An 18,805-nucleotide genomic window follows, 5' to 3' on the forward strand; every position below is an offset into this window, starting at 1 on the left:
CACGGGACAGTCGTGATGTCGCCGGTACAATGACCCGAATGTTCAGACCAAACGCCGCGAAGCGCGCCCGGCGCGCGGGACGGCGTCGTTTTCATCCTGCCATGCGTGTCAAACAGTTGCTTGCCATATCGCTGTCGGCGGCGCTCGCATTGCCGCCGAACAGCCATGCGCAGAGCGCGTCCGCGCCGCCGCTCGAATCGGCGGCCGGCGGCGCCCGGTCGATTTCCACCGTGCCATCCGGTATCGCGGCCGGCGTGTTCGGCACATACGGCGGCGCGGAGAGCCGATTTTCGGACGCAGGCGGCGCATCGGCGCCGGCCGCGAGCCTGCGTGCGCCGCTTCGCTCGCTCGAGCTGCCCGACCTTGGCGACGGTTCCGGCGGTTCCCTGACGCCGCAGGCCGAGCGCCGGCTCGGCGAGCGTGTGATGCGTGAAGTGCGGCGCGATCCCGACTATCTCGACGACTGGCTCGTACGCGACTACCTGAACGCGATGGCGGCGCGGCTCGCGGCCGCGGCGGCCGCGCGCTTCATTGGCGGCTACACGCCGGACTTCGACCTGTTCCCGGTCCGCGATCCGCAGATCAACGCGTTCTCGATGCCGGGCGGTTTCATCGGGATCAACAGCGGGCTCGTCGTCACGACACAGACGGAATCGGAACTCGCGTCGGTGGTCGGCCACGAGATGGGGCACGTGCTGCAGCGGCACATCGCGCGGATGATCGGTGCGAACGAGAAGACCGGCTATACGGCGCTCGCGACGATGCTGCTCGGCGTGCTGGCCGGCGTGCTCGCGAGAAGCGGCGATCTCGGCAGTGCGATCGCGTTGGGCGGGCAGGCGTATGCGGTGGACAACCAGCTGCGCTTTTCACGATCGGCCGAGCGCGAGGCCGATCGCGTCGGCTTCCAGCTGCTCGCGGGCGCGGGCTATGACCCGTACGGGATGCCGGGCTTCTTCGAGCGGCTCGACCGCGCGTCGATGGGCGATGCGGGCGTGCCGGCCTATGCGCGCACGCACCCGCTGACCGGTGAGCGGATCGCCGACATGGAGGATCGCGCGCGCCGCGCGCCGTACCGTCAGCCGCGCCAGTCGGCCGAATACGGGTTCGTGCGCGCGCGGCTGCGCGTCCTGCAGAACCGCGCGCCGACCGACATCGCGGCCGAGGCGCGGAGGATGCAATTCGAGATCGACGATCGCACCGCGCCGAACGTCGCGGCGAACTGGTACGGCATCGCGCTCGCGAAGGCGCTGCTCGGCGAGTACGACGCGGCCGGCAACGCGCTCGCGTCGGCGTGCACCGCGTTCGACGCGCGCGAGCGGCGCGAGGACGATCCGGTGACGAGTTCGCCGAGCCTCGACGTGCTGGCCGCCGATATCGCGCGCCGCGCGGGGCGGGCTGACGACGCGGTGCGACTTGCGGCACTCGCGCAGCGGCGCTGGCCGGCATCGCACGCCGCGATCGTCGCGCATCTTCAGGCGCTGATCGCGGCACGCCGGTTCGCCGAAGCGCAGGCGCAGGCACGCGCGCAGGCGAAGGCAGATCCCGAGCAGCCGGACTGGTGGGACTATCTTGCGAAGGCGAGCGACGGCAAGGGCGACCTGCCGGCGCGGCGCCGCGCGCTCGCGGAGAAGCTCGCGCTCGACGGCGCGTGGCCGTCGGCGATTCGCCAGCTGAAGGAAGCGCGCGACGCGAAGGACGTGTCGTTTTACGAACAGTCGATGATCGGCGCGCGGCTGCTGGAATTCGAAGCGCGCTACAAGGAAGAGCGCGAAGACGAGAAGAACGGCCGCGGGTAGCGGCCGGCGTGCGGTAAAGGCGGACGGCGCCGCTGCGGGTCAGTTGCCGCCGCGGGTCGCGTCGCGAGCCTGTTGCGCCGGGCTTGCGATGTAGCCGAATCGCGTGGGCACATCGGCGCAGACGATGCTGCCGAGCGGCACGGTGCGGCCGTCGCGCCAGCGCAGCACCGGCGGCGCGGCATCGAGATCCGCGTGATCGGCGAACAGCCCGAGATCGTGGTCGTGCAGCGCCGCGATGCGCGGCGGCGTGCCCGCCGCGTGAAACAGCACGCCACCCGCGTCGTCGAGCCATGCTTCGTCCGGTTCGAACGGCGTGCCGGTCTGGTCGGTGAGCGTGAGTTGCCCGTCGCGCTCGGCGAGCCGGACGACCCACGGCGTATAGGCGAGCTCGACGTACACGCGCTGCGGCCCGTTCTGGAAGAACCACTGGCCCTGCGCGTCGCATTCGTAGTTGCGGCCGATGAACGCGTTCAGCGCCGCATGCCGGATCGGCGAGCCGAGTTCGCCGGCCGCCTGCGCGGCATCATCGCGCAGCCGCCATTCGCCGCGCCGGTCGAGCAGCAGCCAGCCGGTACAGTGCGGCACGTCTGGCCATTTGGCGAGGGCCTGCCTGACGATGTCATCCATGGTCGACGAATTTGGAGCAATAGCCGAACACCCGCGCCGACAGCCAGTCGAGGCGGCCGGGGAACGGCCCGGTCATGAATCCCGCGTGCCCGCCCGCCGCGGGCTGGTCGAGCTCGACGGCCGGCGATACGTCGGCCGGCCCCGGCAGCGCCGATTCAGGCAGGAACGGGTCGTTGCGGGCGTTGAGAATCAGCGTCGGCACGTCGATCGCGGGCAGTAGCGGCCGTGTCGTCGCCTTGGTCCAGTAGTCGTCCGCATCCGCGAAACCGTGCAGCGGCGCGGTCACGACCTCGTCGAAGTCGCGCATCGTCACGGCCTGCAGCATGGCTTCGCGGTCGAACAACCCAGGGTACTGGTCGAGCTTCGCGAGCGCCTTGCGCTTGAGCGTCTTCAGGAAGCTGCGCGTGTAGACCATCGCAAAGCCTTGCGACAGCGCGCGCCCGCCGGCGTGCACGTCGATCGGCGTCGAGATCGCGGCGGCCGCCCGCAGGATCGACGTGTCGCTGCGATGCTCGCCGAGCCAGCGCAGCAGCACGTTGCCGCCGAGCGATACGCCGGCCGCGACCAGCGGCCCGCGATGCTGCGCGGCAAGCCGGCGCAGGATCCAGTCGACCTCGGCGCTGTCGGCGAGATGGTAGAAGCGCGGCTGGCGGTTGATCTCGCCGCTGCAACTGCGGAAGTGCGGCACGACGGCGTGCCAGCCCTTCGCGCGCGCGGCGGCCATCATCGCGAGTGCGTAGTGCGAGCCGGAGCTGCCTTCGAGGCCGTGGAACAGCACGAACAGCGGCGCGTCGGGCTGCGGCGCGGCGCTGTCGAGATGCGCGACCCAGTCGAGATCGATGAAGTCGTGGTCGGGGGTTTCCCATCGCTCTCGTCGGTAAGCGACGACGGGGCGCCGCGCGAACAGCGCGGGCACGATGGTTTGCGCATGGCTGTTCGGCAGCCAGCGTGGTGCGCGATAGCGCAGGTTGTCGTCGTCGGGGGCCGGAGCCCCGGTCAGCGGCGATGTGGGCGGAGAAGCCGTACTCATGATCGCCCCGCGGATGCGTTGCTTCGTCTTTTCGTCAGTGCAGCGGACCCTGCCCATGACGGATCTTCGCGGCGAATTGTCCGGCCGCTTGTTCGGGAATCGGGCTCGCGTGAATATGCGCGATGCGCCACTCGCCGCGTTCGTGAATCATCACGTACGTGGCGAAAACCATGTCGGGTTCGGCCGTCAGGTCGGCCTGCTGATGCGCTTCGGCGATCGTATAGACGACCGTGCCGAGGCTGTCGTACACGCGGATGTCGAGCGGCTCGATCGTCACGGGGCGCGTGGCGAGCCGGTTGGCGAGCCCGCTGCGGATCTGGTCGAGGCCGTGCAGATGCTCACCGTCCGCCCACACGCAGCTGGCGAAATCCTCGTCGATCCACAATCCCAGCAGCGCGTCGAGATTGGCATCGGCGACGGCCTGGTAGTAGGCGTTCAGCGTATCGGCGGCGGCTTCGAAGAGGCGGGCAAAACGTGGCATCGGGGTTATCTCTCGCGCGCGTCGCGCGCCGTATTCAGCACGGCGGCCCGGATGGAGCCGCCGTACACCGGTGAATCGGATTGCCCGGCGCGTCGTGCGACGCTGCCGGCCAGGGTCAGCGCTGCCCGACGAGCATGCCGCGCAAATCGCCGAATACCTGCTCGGGACCGAGTTCGCGCAGGCACTTCAGGTGGCCGAGCGGGCACTCGCGTTCGAAGCAGGGACTGCATTCGAGATGAAGCCATTGTACCTTCGCCAGGTCCGACAGCGGAGGGGTGTGGCGCGGATCGGTCGATCCGTACAGCGCGACGAGCGGCCGGCGTAGCGCGGCGGCAACGTGCATCAGCCCCGAATCGTTGGTGACCACCGCGTTCGCGCGCGCGATCAGCGCGCACGCCTCCGACAGCGAAGTCTGTCCGCACAGGTTGCGCACGTTCGGCGCGTGGTCGGCGATCGCCTGTGCCGCGGCGGCGTCCTTCTGCGAGCCGAGCGCGACGATCTGCGTGTACGGGAACGACTGATGGACGATGGTGGCGAGCGTCGCGAAGTGCTCCGGGGGCCAGCGCTTGGCCGGGCCGTACTCTGCGCCGGGACAGAACACGACGAGCGGCTTGCGTGTATCGAGATTGAAGCGCGCGGACACGCGCGCCGTCTCGTTCAGGTCGGCGTCGAGGCGCGGCGGGGGCAGCGTCTTCATCGATTCGGGCAGCTTCGCGCCCGGCGCGTACGCGAGCGCTGCGTAGTGAGCCGTCATCGGCGGCCGCTCGCCCGACTTGTCGGGGTTCGCGTGCCGCACGTTGAGCAGCCCGTAGCGGTGCTCGCCCGTGTAGCCGACCCGCAGCGGGATGTTCGCGAGCCACGGGATCATCGCGGATTTCAGCGAATTCGGCAGCACGTACGCGGCGTCGTAGCCGACGTCGCGCAGGTCGCTCGCGAGCTGCCAGCGGCGCAGCAGCTGCAGCTTGCCGTGCGCGAGATCGGTCGCGTAGACATCGTGGATCTCGGGCATCCGTTCGAGCACGGGCGCGACCCACGAGGGCGCGACGGCATCGATCGCGATGCGGGGATGGTTTTTCTTCAGCAGCGCAAAAAGCGGCTGCGCCATCAATGCGTCACCGATCCAGTTCGGTGCGATAACCAGCGCTCGACGCATCAGGTCGACTTCCGATGTCGTAATGAAGCACGGCGCTCAGGCGCCGCGTTCGGGTTGCCAGAATGGAGAAGGGCGGCGCGCCGGCAATCCGGCTGCGCCGCCTTGCGGGCCGGCGGTCCTGCAAACCTGCAGGACCGGCCGCCGGGGCTCAGTGGCCCTTGACGACCTCGCCGTCGCGCAGCTTGTAGCGCGTGCCGCAGTACGGGCAGCGTGCTTCGCCGTGCGAGACGTCGATGAAGACGCGCGGGTGAGCGCTCCAGCGCGCCATGGCCGGGTTCGGGCAGTACGCGGGAAGATCCTTGGCCGTCAGCTCGACCAGCGGCATTTCCTTGATTTCACTCATGAGACTTTCTCTTATCACTCTTTTGTGGGGCGGTCGGTGGCGCGGCGCGCTCAGACCTTCGTCAGCCAGTGCGCGTACTTCGCGTTCTTGCCCGACACGATATCGAAAAACGCCGACTGGAGCTTTTCCGTGACGGGGCCGCGTGCGCCGCTGCCGATCGTGCGGTTGTCGAGCTCGCGGATCGGCGTGACTTCGGCGGCCGTGCCGGTGAAGAACGCTTCGTCGGCCGTGTAGACCTCGTCACGCGTGATGCGCTTCTCGATCACCTCGATGCCGGCGTCTTTCGCGAGCGTGATGACGGTATCGCGCGTGATGCCGTCGAGGCACGACGACAGGTCGGGCGTGTACAGCTTGCCGTTGTTCACCAGGAAGAAGTTCTCGCCGGAGCCTTCCGACACGTAGCCGTCGACGTCGAGCAGCAGCGCTTCGTCGTAGCCGTCGGCCGTCGCTTCCTGGTTCGCCAGGATCGAGTTCACGTACCAGCCCGACGCCTTCGCGCGCACCATCGACACGTTCACGTGGTGGCGCGTGAACGACGACGTCTTCACGCGGATGCCCTTCGCGAGGCCTTCCTCGCCGAGGTACGCGCCCCACGGCCATGCGGCGATCGCGACGTGGATCGTGTTGCCCTTCGCGGCCACGCCGAGCTTTTCCGAGCCGACCCAGATGATCGGGCGCAGGTAGCACGACTCGAGCTTGTTCTCGCGCACGACTTCGAGCTGCGCGGCTTCGAGCGTTTCCCGGTCGAACGGCACGTCCATCTGGAAGATCTTCGCCGAATTCAGCAGACGTTTCGTGTGCTCGTACAGGCGGAAGATCGCGGTGCTGCCGTCGGCCGACTTGTACGCGCGCACGCCCTCGAAGACGCCCATGCCGTAGTGCAGCGTGTGGGTCAGGACGTGGATCTTGGCGTCGCGCCAGTCGATCAGCTTGCCGTCCATCCAGATCTTGCCGTCGCGGTCGGCCATTGACATAGATTTCTCCTGGGATGCGGTTGTATGCAGCGTTGAGCCGGAAAGACGCTCATTTTAGCGTCATTTGAAGGCGATCCGGTCGGTCGGCGCGGGGCCGGCGCTATAATCGCCCGGTACCGATTCCAATAACGACGGGTCGTACCGGCAGGAGGCGCCGGCGGCCCGACGAACCGCCCGCTGCGGCCCGCTTCCCATGCTCGCTCGATTGTCCGCCACCGACCGCTTCGCGCTGATCCAGGGCGCGCGCGACTATTCGCCGACGTTGATGGCGATTTTCTCGTGGGGGCTCGTCACCGGCATCGCGATGAGCAAGTCGGTGATGACCCTCGGGCAGGCGAGCGCGATGTCGCTGCTGGTCTACGCGGGCTCGTCGCAGCTCGCGGTGCTGCCGCTCCTCGCGGCGAAGCTGCCGATCTGGACCGTCCTGCTCACGGCCGCGATGGTCAACACGCGCTTCGTGATCTTCAGCGCCGGGCTTGCTCCCCATTTTTCCTACCTGCCGCTGTGGCGGCGCCTCGCGATCGGCTATTTCAACGGCGACGTGATCTACCTGCTGTTCCAGAAACAGGGCTTCGCGTACGGCCACGTGCCCGGCAAGGAGGCGTATTTCTGGGGGATGGCGCTCGCGAGCTGGCTGTCGTGGCAGGTGTCGTCGCTCGCCGGCATCCTGCTCGCGAGCGTTTTTCCCGCGAGCTGGGGGCTGGAGCTGGCCGGCACGCTCGCGCTGATTCCGATCATGGTGTCGGCGGTCGCGAACCGCTCGACGCTCGCGGCCGTCGCGGTCGCCGGTGTCGTGTCGCTCGTCGCGTTCGACCTGCCGTACCGGCTCGCGCTGCCGCTCGCGGTGCTCGCCGCGCTCGCGGCCGGCTGCACGGCCGATTTCTTCGTCGAGCGGGCCGATTGGCGGCGCATCCGCACCGAAACCGTGCACGAGAAGGAGATCGAATGAGCGCGACGGAAATCTGGATCGTCATCATCGGGATGACGATCGTCACGGCCGTCACGCGCGCGCTGTTCCTGATCGGCGGCGAACGCACCGTGCTGCCCGAACGCGCGCAGCGCGCCATGCGCTACGCGCCGGCCGCGGCACTGGTCGCCGTCGTGTTGCCCGACGTGCTCGAAACACCGGCCGGGCTGTCGTTCGCGCTGTCCAACCATCCGTTCTACGCGGCGCTCGCGGGGCTCGGCTGGTTCCTGTGGCGGCGCAGCATGCTCGGCACGATCGTCGTCGGGATGCTCGTGTTCACCGCGCTGCGCCTGATCTTCTGATGGGCCGCCGTTCCGGCCCGTCGGGTACTGGCCGCTCGTGCGGATGCATTGCCGCGTTGCGGCGATGTGTCCGTTCCCGCGCGCGATCCCAAATAGGCGGAATTCGCCGCCCGCGGGTCAGTCCGCCGGGTGGATCGGCTAGAATGCCCGTTCGAGATTTTTTACCCGTGCGCGTCATGCGAACCGCCAGCCACGGCCGCATCCGGCGCCCTTTCGCGGCAGCCCGCGCACGTCCAGCGTGAACCCCCTTTCCCCATCCACTACTTCAATCTGTTCAACATGAGCCAAGTCAAGCGTCTTACCGACCTGATCGCCGCCGGCCAGCTCGCCGGCAAGCGGGTGTTCATCCGCGCCGACCTGAACGTCCCGCAGGACGACCAGGGCAACATCACCGAAGACACGCGCGTGCGTGCGTCCGTGCCGGCCATCCAGGCTGCGCTCGACGCCGGCGCGGCCGTGATGGTCACGTCGCACCTCGGTCGTCCGACCGAAGGCGAATTCAAGCCGGAAGACTCGCTCGCGCCGGTCGCGGCGCGTCTCGCCGAGCTGCTCGGCCGCGACGTGCCGCTCGTGTCGAACTGGGTCGAGAACGGCGTGAACGTCGCGCCGGGCCAGGTCGTGCTGCTCGAGAACTGCCGCGTGAACAAGGGCGAGAAGAAGAATTCGGACGAGCTCGCGCAGAAGATGGCGAAGCTCTGCGACGTGTATGTGAACGACGCGTTCGGCACCGCGCACCGCGCGGAAGCGACCACGCACGGCATCGCGAAGTACGCGCCGGTCGCGTGCGCGGGCCCGCTGCTGGCCGCCGAACTCGACGCGCTCGGCAAGGCGCTCGGCAACCCGGCCCGCCCGCTGGTGGCGATCGTCGCCGGCTCGAAGGTGTCGACCAAGCTCACGATCCTGAAGTCGCTGGCCGGCAAGGTCGACCAGTTGATCGTCGGCGGCGGCATCGCGAACACGTTCATGCTCGCGGCCGGCCTGTCGATCGGCAAGTCGCTCGCGGAAGCCGACCTCGTCAACGAGGCGAAGGCGATCATCGACGAAGCGCGCGAGCGCGGCGCATCGGTGCCGATCCCGACCGACGTCGTGACGGCCAAGGAATTCTCGCCGACGGCCGCGGCCACGGTGAAGCAGGTCGCCGACATCGAAGCGGACGACATGATCCTCGACATCGGCCCCGATACGGCCAAGGCGCTCGCGAGCCAACTCGAGAAGGCCGGCACGATCGTGTGGAACGGCCCGGTCGGCGTGTTCGAGTTCGACCAGTTCGGCAACGGCACCAGGACGCTCGCGGAGGCGATCGCCAAATCGTCCGCGTTCTCGATCGCAGGCGGCGGCGACACGCTCGCGGCCATCGCGAAGTACGGCATCCATGACCAGGTCAGCTACATCTCGACGGGCGGCGGCGCCTTCCTCGAGTTCCTCGAGGGGAAGAAGCTGCCGGCGGTGGAAGTGCTGGAAACGCGGGCGGCCTGAGCGTGGCGGCGCGCGCAGGGGTGACGAAGGCCGCGCGCTCCGCGACAGCGGAGCAGCCGGCCGGCGCGGGCAAGCGCAAACGCGCGCCCGCGCGGGCGAACACCGCCCCGCGCGCACCGGCGGCCGCCGGCGACGCGGCCGAGCAGCACCACGAGATTCAGAACAAAGCGATGCCGGGCGCAAGCACCGGCACGCCCCCCGGAACGGCCGCCGCTGGGCCTGCCGCTTCCGGCTCTCGCAGCGTTTCACCCAGCGCATCCACCTTGATCCAGATGAGGAGTTTCATGCAGCGCGCCACCAAGATAGTCGCCACGATCGGCCCGGCTTCCAGTTCGCCGGAGATTCTGCTGCAGATGATGCAGGCGGGCCTCGACGTCGTGCGGCTCAATTTTTCGCACGGCACGGCCGACGATCACCGCCAGCGCGCCGAGATGGTGCGCGAGGCCGCCCGCAAGGTCGGCCGCGAGATCGCGATCATGGCCGACCTTCAGGGCCCGAAGATTCGCGTCGGCAAGTTCGAGAACGGCAAGACGACGCTCGAGCCGGGCCAGTCCTTCATCCTCGACGCGGGCTGCGAACTTGGCAACGACGAGCGCGTCGGCCTCGACTACAAGGAACTGCCGCGCGACCTGCGCACGGGCGACCTGCTGCTGCTGAACGACGGCCTGATCGTGCTGACCGTCGAGCGCGTGCTCGGCGACGAGATCCACACGATCGTGAAGGTGGGCGGCGAGCTGTCGAACAACAAGGGCATCAACCGCCAGGGCGGCGGCCTGTCGGCCCCCGCGCTGACCGCGAAGGACATGGAAGACATCCGCACCGCGATGTCGCTCGGCGCGGATCTGGTGGCGGTGTCGTTCCCGAAGAACGCGACCGACATGGAAATGGCGCGCCAGCTCGCGAACATCGCGGGCGCGCCGTACGGCATCAAGCCGAAGATGATCGCGAAGATCGAGCGCGCGGAAGCGATTCCGGCGCTGCAAAGCATTCTCGACGCATCCGACGGCATCATGGTCGCGCGCGGCGACCTCGCGGTGGAAGTGGGCAACGCGGCCGTGCCGGCGCTGCAGAAGCGGATGATCCGGATGGCGCGCGAGTCGAACAAGCTCGTGATCACCGCGACGCAGATGATGGAATCGATGATCCACGCACCGGTGCCGACGCGGGCGGAAGTGTCGGACGTCGCGAACGCGGTGCTCGACGGCACCGACGCTGTGATGCTGTCGGCCGAGACGGCTGCCGGCAAGTACCCGGTCGTCACGATCGAGACGATGGCGGCCGTGTGCGTCGAGGCGGAAAAGTCCGAAGAGGTCGAGCTGGACAAGGATTTCCTCGACCGCACGTTCACGCGGATCGACCAGTCGATCGCGATGGGCGCGCTGTTCACCGCGTATCACCTGGGCGCGAAAGCGATCGTCGCACTGACCGAATCGGGCGCGACCGCGCTGTGGATGTCGCGTCACTACACGCACGTGCCGATCTTCGCGCTGACGCCGCGCGTCGGCAGCGAGCGCACGATGGCGCTGTACCGGAACGTGACGCCGCTGCACGTCGACTTCAACAGCGACCGCGACTCGGCGCTGCAGGCGGCGCTCGAGATCGTCGTCAAGCAGGGCTACGTGCAGCACGGCGACATGGTCGTGCTGACCGTCGGCGAGCCGATGGGGCAGGCGGGCGGCACCAACACGCTGAAGATCGTGCGGGTCGGCGAGCACTATTGAGCGCCGACTGAGCATCGGGCCGGCCGGATCGGCTGACGAATCGATCCGACACCGTTTGTCACGCGAAAGCCGCGTGGGGTCCGAAGCCCCGCGCGGCTTTTTTTCTCTTTTTTGCCCGCATTGTGCCGTGCCAACGTAACAAATTGCGGGTCGGCGCCACCGGGCGGTCGGAATCGGAGGCGCTTCGCGATAAAATGCGGCTATTCGACGCTCAGCCGCGCCGCGCCACCCCACCCCGGGTTCGACCGGGAGCGAGCGCCGCGCCGGCGTCAGGGCGCACCGGTTTTCATTCCAAGGAGTTCCACAATGCCTCTCGTATCAATGCGTCAATTGCTGGACCACGCGGCAGAGCACGGTTACGGCCTGCCGGCCTTCAACGTGAACAACCTGGAGCAGGTCCAGGCGATCATGGCGGCGGCGGACCAGGTCGGCGCGCCCGTGATCATGCAGGCATCGGCCGGCGCGCGTAAGTACGCGGGCGAGCCGTTCCTGCGCCACCTGATCGAAGCAGCCGTCGAGTCGTACCCGCACATCCCGGTCGTGATGCACCAGGATCACGGCCAGTCGCCGGCAGTCTGCATGGCCGCGATCCGCAGCGGCTTCACCAGCGTGATGATGGACGGCTCGCTGGAAGCCGACGGCAAGACGGTCGCGTCGTACGAGTACAACGTCGACGTGTCGCGCAAGGTCGTCGAGATGGCGCACTCGATCGGCGTGACGGTCGAAGCCGAACTCGGCGTGCTCGGCTCGCTCGAGACGATGAAGGGCGACAAGGAAGACGGTCACGGCGCGGAAGGCACGATGACCCGCGAGCAACTGCTGACCGATCCGGAGCAGGCCGCCGACTTCGTGAAGCTCACGCAGTGCGATGCGCTCGCGATCGCGATCGGCACGTCGCACGGCGCGTACAAGTTCTCGAAGAAGCCGACGGGCGACATCCTGTCGATCCAGCGCATCAAGGAAATCCACGCGCGCATCCCGAACACCCACCTCGTGATGCACGGTTCGTCGTCGGTGCCGCAGGAACTGCTGGCCGAGATCCGCGAATTCGGCGGCGACATGAAGGAAACCTACGGCGTGCCGGTCGAGGAAATCCAGGAAGGCATCAAGCACGGCGTGCGCAAGATCAACATCGACACCGACCTGCGTCTGGCGATCACCGGTGCGATCCGCCGCTACCTGTTCGAGAACCCGGGCAAGTTCGATCCGCGCGACTACCTGAAGCCCGCGCGCGAAGCGGCGAAGCAGGTCTGCGTCGACCGCTACCTCGCGTTCGGCTGCGAAGGCCAGGCCGGCAAGATCAAGCCGGTGTCGCTCGACAAGATCGCCGAGCAATACAAGTCCGGCGCGCTCGCACAGGTCGTGCGCTGAGACTGTAGTACGATTGCCGCGCCCGATGCTGGCATCGGGCAAAGGCAAGGCCGCCCGGCCGGGTCTGATCCGGCCCCGGGCAGCCGCTCCGTCCGGCCGAACGAGGGCCGGCCGGCAATCGCCCGGGCGCCGTCGCCCGGCCGGTTCGCCGACGTATTGCAAGACCGCCGTTCCCGCCTGCCGCGGGGAACGGCGTTTCCCTTTTGGTTTGGCTCCTTATCTGCGAAAAGACGATGTCTACCCTCTACGAATCCACGCTCCGCTCGCTGCCGCTCCTCGGTCGCGGCAAGGTCCGCGATAACTACGCGGTCGGCAACGACAAGCTCCTGATCGTCACGACCGATCGCCTGTCGGCATTCGACGTGGTGATGGGCGAGCCGATTCCGAACAAGGGCCGCGTGCTGAACCAGATGGCGAACTTCTGGTTCGACAAGCTCGCGCACATCGTGCCGAACCACCTGACGGGCGACGCGCCGGAAGCCGTCGTCGCGGCCGACGAGGTCGAGCAGGTGAAGGGCCGAGGCGTGGTCGTCAAGCGCCTCGAGCCGATCATGATCGAAGCGGTCGTGCGCGGCTACCTGGCCGGCAGCGGCTGGAAGGAATACCAGGCGTCGGGCGCCGTGTGCGGCGTGCCGCTGCCGGCAGGCCTGCAGAACGCGCAGAAGCTGCCCGAGCCGATCTTCACGCCGGCCGCGAAGGCCGAGATGGGCGAGCACGACGAGAACATCACGTTCGAGGAAACCGAGCGCCGCATCGGCACCGAGCTGGCCGCGACGATCCGCGACATCTCGATCAAGCTGTACAAGGAAGCGGCCGACTACGCGGCAACGCGCGGCATCATCATCGCCGACACGAAGTTCGAATTCGGCCTCGACAACCACGGCAAGCTGTACCTGATGGACGAAGTGTTGACGGCCGACTCGTCGCGCTTCTGGCCGGCTGACCAGTACGAAGTCGGCACGAACCCGCCGTCGTTCGACAAGCAGTTCGTGCGCGACTGGCTCGAGGCGCAGCCGTGGGGCAAGACGGCGCCGGCGCCGGCGCTGCCGGCCGACGTCGTCGAGAAGACGGCCGCGAAGTACCAGGAAGCGCTCGAGCGCATCACGGGCCAGGCGCTCGCCTGATCGGGGAACGGAACACATGAGCGAAGTTCAGACTGCCCACACGCACAGCGCGCCGCTCGTCGGCGTGCTGATGGGTTCGAGTTCCGACTGGGACGTGATGAAGCACGCGGTTGCCATCCTGCAGGAATTCGGCGTGCCGTACGAAGCGAAGGTCGTGTCCGCGCACCGGATGCCCGACGAGATGTTCGACTATGCCGAGAAGGCGCGCGAGCGCGGGCTGCGCGCGATCATCGCGGGCGCCGGCGGCGCCGCGCACCTGCCCGGCATGCTGGCCGCGAAAACCACGGTGCCGGTGCTCGGCGTGCCGGTCGCGAGCAAGTACCTGAAGGGTGTCGATTCGCTGCACTCGATCGTGCAGATGCCGAAGGGCGTGCCGGTCGCGACGTTCGCGATCGGCGAGGCCGGCGCTGCGAACGCCGCGCTGTTCGCGGTGTCGATCCTGTCCGGCAACTCGGTCGACTATGCGAACCGGCTCGCCGCGTTCCGCGTGCGTCAGAACGAAGCCGCGCACGCGATGGTGCTGCCGCCGCTGGAATGACGGCGCACCGGCGGCCGCGCGTCGCGGCTGCCTGACCTCCCCACTGCGGCGGGCAGCGCCCGCCGCGACCGACCACTGACATGACCGCAACTCCTGATTCCGTTTCCCCGATCCTGCCCGGCGCGTGGCTTGGCATGGTCGGCGGCGGCCAGCTCGGCCGCATGTTCTGCTTTGCCGCCCAGTCGATGGGCTATCGCGTCGCCGTGCTCGATCCCGATCCGGCGAGCCCCGCCGGCGCGGTCGCCGACCGCCACCTGCGCGCGGCCTACGACGACGAAGCCGCACTCGCCGAACTGGCCGACCTGTGCGACGCGGTGTCGACGGAGTTCGAGAACGTGCCGGCCGCGAGCCTCGATTTCCTCGCGCGCACGACGTTCGTCGCGCCGGCCGGCCGCTGCGTCGCGATCGCACAGGACCGGATCGCGGAGAAGCGCTTCATCGAAGCGTCGGGCGTGCCCGTCGCGCCGCACGTCGTGATCGAATCGCCGGCGGCACTCGCCGCGCTCGACGATGCCGCGCTCGACGCGGTGCTGCCGGGCATCCTGAAGACCGCGCGGCTCGGCTACGACGGCAAGGGCCAGGTGCGTGTGAGTACCGCGCAGGAAGCGCGCGACGCGTATGCGGCGCTGAACGGCGTGCCGTGCGTGCTCGAGAAGCGCCTGCCGCTGAAATACGAAGTGTCGGCGCTGATCGCGCGCGGCGCGGACGGCCGCTCGGCGGCATTCCCGCTCGCGCAGAACGTGCATCACAACGGCATCCTCGCGCTGACGGTTGTGCCCGCGCCGGCTGCCGATGCCGCGCGCGTCGAAGAGGCGCAGCGGGCCGCCGTGCGGATTGCCGATACGCTCGACTACGTCGGCGTGCTGTGCGTCGAATTCTTCGTGCTGGAAGACGGGTCGTTCGTCGCGAACGAGATGGCGCCGCGCCCGCACAACTCCGGCCACTACACGGTCGATGCGTGCGCAACGAGCCAGTTCGAGCAGCAGGTGCGCGCCATGACGCGCATGCCGCTCGGCAACCCGCGCCAGCATTCGCCGGCCACGATGCTGAACATCCTCGGCGACGTGTGGTTCCCGAACGGGGCTGCGGCCGATGCCGTCACGCCGCCATGGGACACGGTCGCGGCGATGCCCGCCGCGCACCTGCACCTGTACGGCAAGGAAGACGCGCGCGTCGGCCGCAAGATGGGCCACGTGAACTTCACGGCTGAGACGCGCGACGAAGCCGTTGCCGCGGCCACCGCGTGCGCGCAGTTGCTGCGCGTGCCGCTCGACTGAGCCGGCCGATGTCCATCGATCTCCCGAACCCGGTGACGGCCGCGCAGATCGACGCGGCCGCCGCGCTGCTCGATGCGGGCCAGCTCGTCGCCTTTCCGACCGAAACCGTCTACGGGCTTGGCGGTGACGCGGCGAATCCCGAGGCCGTCGCGCGCATCTACGCGGCGAAGGGGCGCCCCGCGAATCATCCGGTGATCGTGCACCTGCCGCCGGGCGGCGATCCCGGTTACTGGGCCGACGATCTGCCGGCCGACGCGCAGGCGTTGATCGATGCGTTCTGGCCGGGCCCGCTGACGCTGATCCTGAAGCGCCATGCGCGCATTCCGGACGCCGTGAGCGGCGGCCAGGATTCGGTCGGGCTGCGCTGCCCGTCGCATCCGGTCGCGCAGGCGCTGCTGGCCGCGTTCAGCGCGCGGCGCGGCGGGCATGGCGGCGTCGCTGCACCGTCCGCGAACCGGTTCGGCCATGTGAGCCCGACCACCGCGCAGCACGTACGCGACGAATTCGGCGACACCGTGCACGTGCTTGACGGCGGCGCATCGGAAGTCGGCATCGAATCGACGATTCTCGACCTGTCGCGCGGCTTTCCGGCGCTGCTGCGTCCGGGCCACGTGACGCCGCAGCAGATCGCCGACGTGCTCGGTCGCGCCCCGCGGCTGCCGGACGGCAGCGACGCGACCGCGCCGCGCGCGTCGGGTACGCTGAAAGCGCATTACGCGCCGCGCACGCCGCTCGCGCTGCTGCCGTTCGACGCGCTCGAGCCGCTGCTCGCGGCCGCGCAGACCGACGGCGAGCGTGTCGCGCTCGTCGCACGCGCGTCGCGCGCGGGACGCTGGGCGCAGGCCGACGGCGTGCATTTCGTCGCGGCGCCGGAAGATCCGCAGGCGTATGCGCGCGACCTGTACGGGATGCTGCGTGCGCTCGACCGCGCGCAGGTTGCGCGGATTCTCGTCGAGAAGCTGCCCGAGACCGTCGAATGGATCGCGGTCAACGATCGCCTCGGCCGCGCGGCGGCCGCGTTCGAAGCGCGCGATTGACGCCAATCCCGGCGTAGGAATGAAAAAAAACGCCCGACCGGCAAACCGGTCGGGCGTTTTCGTTTGGGCGTGTGGCCGGCTGCTTACTTGCCGACGCCGGACTTCGCGATCTGCTGTTCGACGTACTGCGCAAACAGCGCATGCAGGTGCGTCGTCGGGTGGACCGTGTCGGCGAACATGTAGGTCTGGTCCGCGTTCGCGACCGTGTAGGTCTGCGGCGAGCAGAACAGCGACGAGCCGAATGCGGCCGCGTTCGCGCCCGTGAGGCCGTACTGCATCGCGGACTGGACCATCGCCTGCAGGTTGCACGCGGTGCCCGTGTTCGACACCGAGAAGCCGTTGGCCTGGTAGTTGGCGAGGATGCCGTCCTGCCACGTGAACGTGTCGAGCAGCACGTACTTGGTCGTGTCGACCTTCAGCGCCTGCAGCGTCGCGGCGAGCGTGCCGTTGAACAGCATCGACAGTTGCGTGAGGGTCGTCTGCGAGCCGCCCTGGACCGCGAGCGGCGTGCCGCCGATGTCCGGCACGTTCGACACGAACACGTGCGTCGCACCGGACGCGACGATCTGCTGGACGAGGCCCGCGAGCTGCTGCGCGGCGGTCTGGATGCCCGCCTGCAGTTGCGCCTGCGTGACGGCGCCCGCCTGCAGCGCCGCGACCCAGTAGAAGATGTCGTTCGCGCCGCCGTTCAGCAGCACGATCTGGTTCGCGTTGAAGCTGCCGCGCTGCTGCAGGTATTGCGCGAGCTGGCTGGCGATCGGCGTCGTGGTCGCCTGCGCGTAGTCGGCGTTCGGCACGCTGGCGTCCGCGTGGCCGATGCCCGGCTGTTGCGTCACGCGCGAGCCGCCCTGTGCGTAGCCGAGGCCGCCGGTGGCCTGCAGCGGAATGCCGAAGCCGCCCTGGTTCGCGGGTTGCAGCGTGTCGCCGTAGTACTGCGCGACGTCCTGCGTCCACACCTGGCCCGGGTTGGTCGTGAAGCGGCCGCCGCCGAAGCCGAGCTTGATCTGCGAGTAGGTGCCCGCGTCGGACAAGCTGTCGCCGAACGACACGATCTGCATTTTTACGCCCGACGGCGGCGTGTTCGATGCGCTGCTGCCGTTGTTGTCGTCACCGCCGCCGCATGCGGCGAGCAGCGCGAGCGCGGCGCCGGCGATCGCGACTTGCGCGGTGCGCAGCATGCGCCGACGGGTGCGGGCGGGTGCGTGTTGTTGTGTCTGCATCGTTCGATCTCCTCGTAGATATGGCCTGATGTGTTTCTCATCTGCCGCGTGCCTGCTCGGTTCCGGGCTGCGCGGCGGCCGTTGGCTGAAACGGTTTATTGGTCTCGCGCAGCCGCAAGCGGCTCGGTGCGCGGATCGGGGTTCGCGGCCTCGGCAACCTGCGCATGATAAGCGCTCGCCCATTCGGGCGGGCCGAAAATCGCGCGCAGCTTGTTGCGCCAGCCGTCGACGCGCAACGCGTCGCCGGCCATCGATATCCACTCGTGGAACGTCGCGACGAGCGGGTTGTTCGAGTCGAGCCGCTCGACGATCCCGTACTGCGGCGGATCGTCGGGCGTTTCCTCGACATAGCTGCCGAACAGGCGATCCCAGATCACAAGGACGCCTGCGTAATTGCGGTCGATGTAGCGCGGGTTGCGCGCATGGTGTGCGCGGTGGATCGACGGCGTGTTCAGCACGTATTCGAGCCAGCCGAGCTTGCCGATCGCCTGCGTGTGCACGAAGAACTGGAACGCGAGGTTGATCAGCACGATGCCGACGACCTGTTGCGGCGGAAAGCCGGCGAACGCGAGCGGCAGCCAGAACACCCACATCCCCGCGACCGGGTACATCAGGCTCTGGCGGAACGCGGTCGAGAAATTCATCCGTTCGGACGAGTGGTGCACGACGTGCGCGGCCCACAGCCAGCGCACCCGATGGCTTGCGCGATGGAATACGTAGTAGAGGAAATCCTGCGCGACGAACAGCACCGCGAACGACAGCCAGCCGTCGTGCCACGTGAACAGGCGATAGTGCTGGTAGCAGTACGCGTAGACGGGGATCACGAACAGCCACGCGATCTTGTCGGCGCCCTGGTGCATCAGCGCGAGCGCCGCGTTGCACAGCGTGTCGCGCCACGCATAGACAGGGTCCTGCGCACGAGTGCGGGCGAGGTGCCAGGCCTCCCACGCGATGCAGAGCAGGAAGACGGGCGCCAGCGCGAGCAGAAGCAATTCGACGTCGAATCGCATGGGCGTGTCTCCTTCTTTCCCCTGCAAGCCTTGAGGCCGGGCGTATGGCCCGTTGTAGATATCGGTCAGGCCAACAGCCTACGCAATCGCCACGCGCTAGGCGAGGGGGGAGCGTAGAGGGTTCCCTCTGAGGACAGGGTTTTTACGGAAGCCGCGCGGCACGGGGCCGGGCGGTATGGCCCTGTTTCACAGGCGCGGGTGGTGCGCGGTGCGGTGCGCGCCGGAGGCGGCTACCGTTTCAAACCGGGGAGGGCGGGATGCGGTGTGCAGGCGCGCGGGCGGGCCGCCCCGGCGGCCCGCCAGGTCGACCCGTCGTGCGGGTGCGGCCCGATGCGGAGGCGAGCCGCCAAGCGCCGGC

Annotated in this window: 19 protein-coding genes; 10 read left to right on the forward strand and 9 right to left on the reverse strand. The window is 68.5% G+C overall.

The features are described from left to right. Nucleotides 1-101 precede the first annotated feature (101 nt). The gene (locus tag HWX36_RS27470) at nucleotides 102-1,796 is read left to right on the forward strand and encodes a M48 family metalloprotease (protein WP_175956469.1); all 1,695 of its coding nucleotides are present in this window, start codon (nucleotides 102-104) and stop codon (nucleotides 1,794-1,796) included. A gap of 39 nt (nucleotides 1,797-1,835) precedes the next feature. Here the strand turns inward: HWX36_RS27470 and HWX36_RS27475 are convergent, their stop codons facing one another. From HWX36_RS27475 to HWX36_RS27500, 6 genes are all read right to left on the reverse strand, one after another. Then, on the reverse strand, nucleotides 1,836-2,423 hold the full coding sequence (locus HWX36_RS27475) for a DUF2946 family protein (protein ID WP_175956471.1): 588 nt from the start codon (nucleotides 2,421-2,423) through the stop codon (nucleotides 1,836-1,838). After that, nucleotides 2,416-3,453 carry a hydrolase gene (locus HWX36_RS27480; protein WP_175956473.1) on the reverse strand — a complete coding sequence of 346 codons (1,038 nt, stop codon included), beginning with the start codon at nucleotides 3,451-3,453 and terminating at the stop codon, nucleotides 2,416-2,418. Before HWX36_RS27480 ends, HWX36_RS27475 begins: the two co-directional genes overlap by 8 nt. Before the next feature lie 34 nt (nucleotides 3,454-3,487). Next, on the reverse strand, nucleotides 3,488-3,934 hold the full coding sequence (locus HWX36_RS27485; RefSeq protein WP_006749968.1) for a nuclear transport factor 2 family protein: 447 nt from the start codon (nucleotides 3,932-3,934) through the stop codon (nucleotides 3,488-3,490). A 115-nt stretch (nucleotides 3,935-4,049) separates the two neighbouring features. Then, on the reverse strand, nucleotides 4,050-5,087 hold the full coding sequence (gene waaF, locus HWX36_RS27490; protein WP_175956475.1) for a lipopolysaccharide heptosyltransferase II: 1,038 nt from the start codon (nucleotides 5,085-5,087) through the stop codon (nucleotides 4,050-4,052). A gap of 148 nt (nucleotides 5,088-5,235) precedes the next feature. Continuing rightward, on the reverse strand, nucleotides 5,236-5,430 hold the full coding sequence (locus HWX36_RS27495; RefSeq protein ID WP_006749970.1) for a zinc-finger domain-containing protein: 195 nt from the start codon (nucleotides 5,428-5,430) through the stop codon (nucleotides 5,236-5,238). 50 nt (nucleotides 5,431-5,480) lie between these two features. Continuing rightward, nucleotides 5,481-6,404 carry a branched-chain amino acid transaminase gene (locus tag HWX36_RS27500; protein WP_011353071.1) on the reverse strand — a complete coding sequence of 308 codons (924 nt, stop codon included), beginning with the start codon at nucleotides 6,402-6,404 and terminating at the stop codon, nucleotides 5,481-5,483. A gap of 193 nt (nucleotides 6,405-6,597) precedes the next feature. Between HWX36_RS27500 and HWX36_RS27505 the strand changes: the two genes are divergently transcribed. The 3 genes from HWX36_RS27505 to HWX36_RS27515 all read left to right on the forward strand — a co-directional run bounded on the left by HWX36_RS27505 (nucleotide 6,598) and on the right by HWX36_RS27515 (nucleotide 9,149). Next, nucleotides 6,598-7,353 carry an AzlC family ABC transporter permease gene (locus HWX36_RS27505; protein WP_175956477.1) on the forward strand — a complete coding sequence of 252 codons (756 nt, stop codon included), beginning with the start codon at nucleotides 6,598-6,600 and terminating at the stop codon, nucleotides 7,351-7,353. Continuing rightward, nucleotides 7,350-7,673, forward strand: a complete 324-nt coding sequence (locus HWX36_RS27510) for an AzlD domain-containing protein (protein WP_174940363.1) — start codon at nucleotides 7,350-7,352, stop codon at nucleotides 7,671-7,673. Before HWX36_RS27505 ends, HWX36_RS27510 begins: the two co-directional genes overlap by 4 nt. 279 nt (nucleotides 7,674-7,952) lie before the next feature. Next, on the forward strand, nucleotides 7,953-9,149 hold the full coding sequence (locus HWX36_RS27515) for a phosphoglycerate kinase (protein ID WP_175956479.1): 1,197 nt from the start codon (nucleotides 7,953-7,955) through the stop codon (nucleotides 9,147-9,149). Nucleotides 9,150-9,306: 157 nt separating this feature from the next. Here the strand turns inward: HWX36_RS27515 and HWX36_RS37690 are convergent, their stop codons facing one another. Next, the gene (locus HWX36_RS37690) at nucleotides 9,307-9,435 is read right to left on the reverse strand and encodes a hypothetical protein (protein WP_021164118.1); all 129 of its coding nucleotides are present in this window, start codon (nucleotides 9,433-9,435) and stop codon (nucleotides 9,307-9,309) included. Here HWX36_RS37690 and pyk point away from each other — a divergent pair. From pyk to HWX36_RS27545, 6 genes are all read left to right on the forward strand, one after another. Next, entirely contained in the window at nucleotides 9,434-10,870 is a 1,437-nt protein-coding gene (gene pyk, locus HWX36_RS27520; RefSeq protein ID WP_175956481.1) for a pyruvate kinase, read from the forward strand. The two genes, HWX36_RS37690 and pyk, sit on opposite strands and share 2 nt — an antisense overlap. Nucleotides 10,871-11,176: 306 nt before the next feature. Next, nucleotides 11,177-12,241 carry a class II fructose-bisphosphate aldolase gene (fba, locus tag HWX36_RS27525; RefSeq protein ID WP_011353066.1) on the forward strand — a complete coding sequence of 355 codons (1,065 nt, stop codon included), beginning with the start codon at nucleotides 11,177-11,179 and terminating at the stop codon, nucleotides 12,239-12,241. Nucleotides 12,242-12,474: 233 nt separating this feature from the next. After that, complete coding sequence (locus HWX36_RS27530; RefSeq protein ID WP_175956483.1) at nucleotides 12,475-13,365, forward strand: phosphoribosylaminoimidazolesuccinocarboxamide synthase; 891 nt, start codon at nucleotides 12,475-12,477, stop codon at nucleotides 13,363-13,365. 16 nt (nucleotides 13,366-13,381) lie between these two features. Then, nucleotides 13,382-13,903 (forward strand): 5-(carboxyamino)imidazole ribonucleotide mutase, encoded by a 522-nt coding sequence (purE, locus tag HWX36_RS27535; RefSeq protein ID WP_039360624.1) that lies wholly within the window; start codon nucleotides 13,382-13,384, stop codon nucleotides 13,901-13,903. A gap of 80 nt (nucleotides 13,904-13,983) precedes the next feature. Continuing rightward, nucleotides 13,984-15,180, forward strand: a complete 1,197-nt coding sequence (locus tag HWX36_RS27540) for a 5-(carboxyamino)imidazole ribonucleotide synthase (RefSeq protein WP_175956485.1) — start codon at nucleotides 13,984-13,986, stop codon at nucleotides 15,178-15,180. Between the two features lie 8 nt (nucleotides 15,181-15,188). Beyond that, nucleotides 15,189-16,217: an L-threonylcarbamoyladenylate synthase gene (locus HWX36_RS27545; RefSeq protein WP_175956487.1), complete on the forward strand. Its 1,029-nt coding sequence runs from the start codon at nucleotides 15,189-15,191 to the stop codon at nucleotides 16,215-16,217. Nucleotides 16,218-16,300: 83 nt separating this feature from the next. Here HWX36_RS27545 and HWX36_RS27550 read toward each other — a convergent pair whose 3' ends face one another. Both HWX36_RS27550 and HWX36_RS27555 read right to left on the reverse strand, forming a co-directional pair. Next, on the reverse strand, nucleotides 16,301-17,437 hold the full coding sequence (locus HWX36_RS27550; RefSeq protein WP_175956489.1) for an SGNH/GDSL hydrolase family protein: 1,137 nt from the start codon (nucleotides 17,435-17,437) through the stop codon (nucleotides 16,301-16,303). A gap of 95 nt (nucleotides 17,438-17,532) precedes the next feature. After that, nucleotides 17,533-18,447 (reverse strand): sterol desaturase family protein, encoded by a 915-nt coding sequence (locus HWX36_RS27555; protein WP_175956491.1) that lies wholly within the window; start codon nucleotides 18,445-18,447, stop codon nucleotides 17,533-17,535. Between the last annotated feature and the right edge of the window lie 358 nt (nucleotides 18,448-18,805).

Origin of the sequence: Burkholderia sp. BCC0405, from assembly GCF_902833075.1 — a bacterium.
GTDB lineage: Bacteria > Pseudomonadota > Gammaproteobacteria > Burkholderiales > Burkholderiaceae > Burkholderia.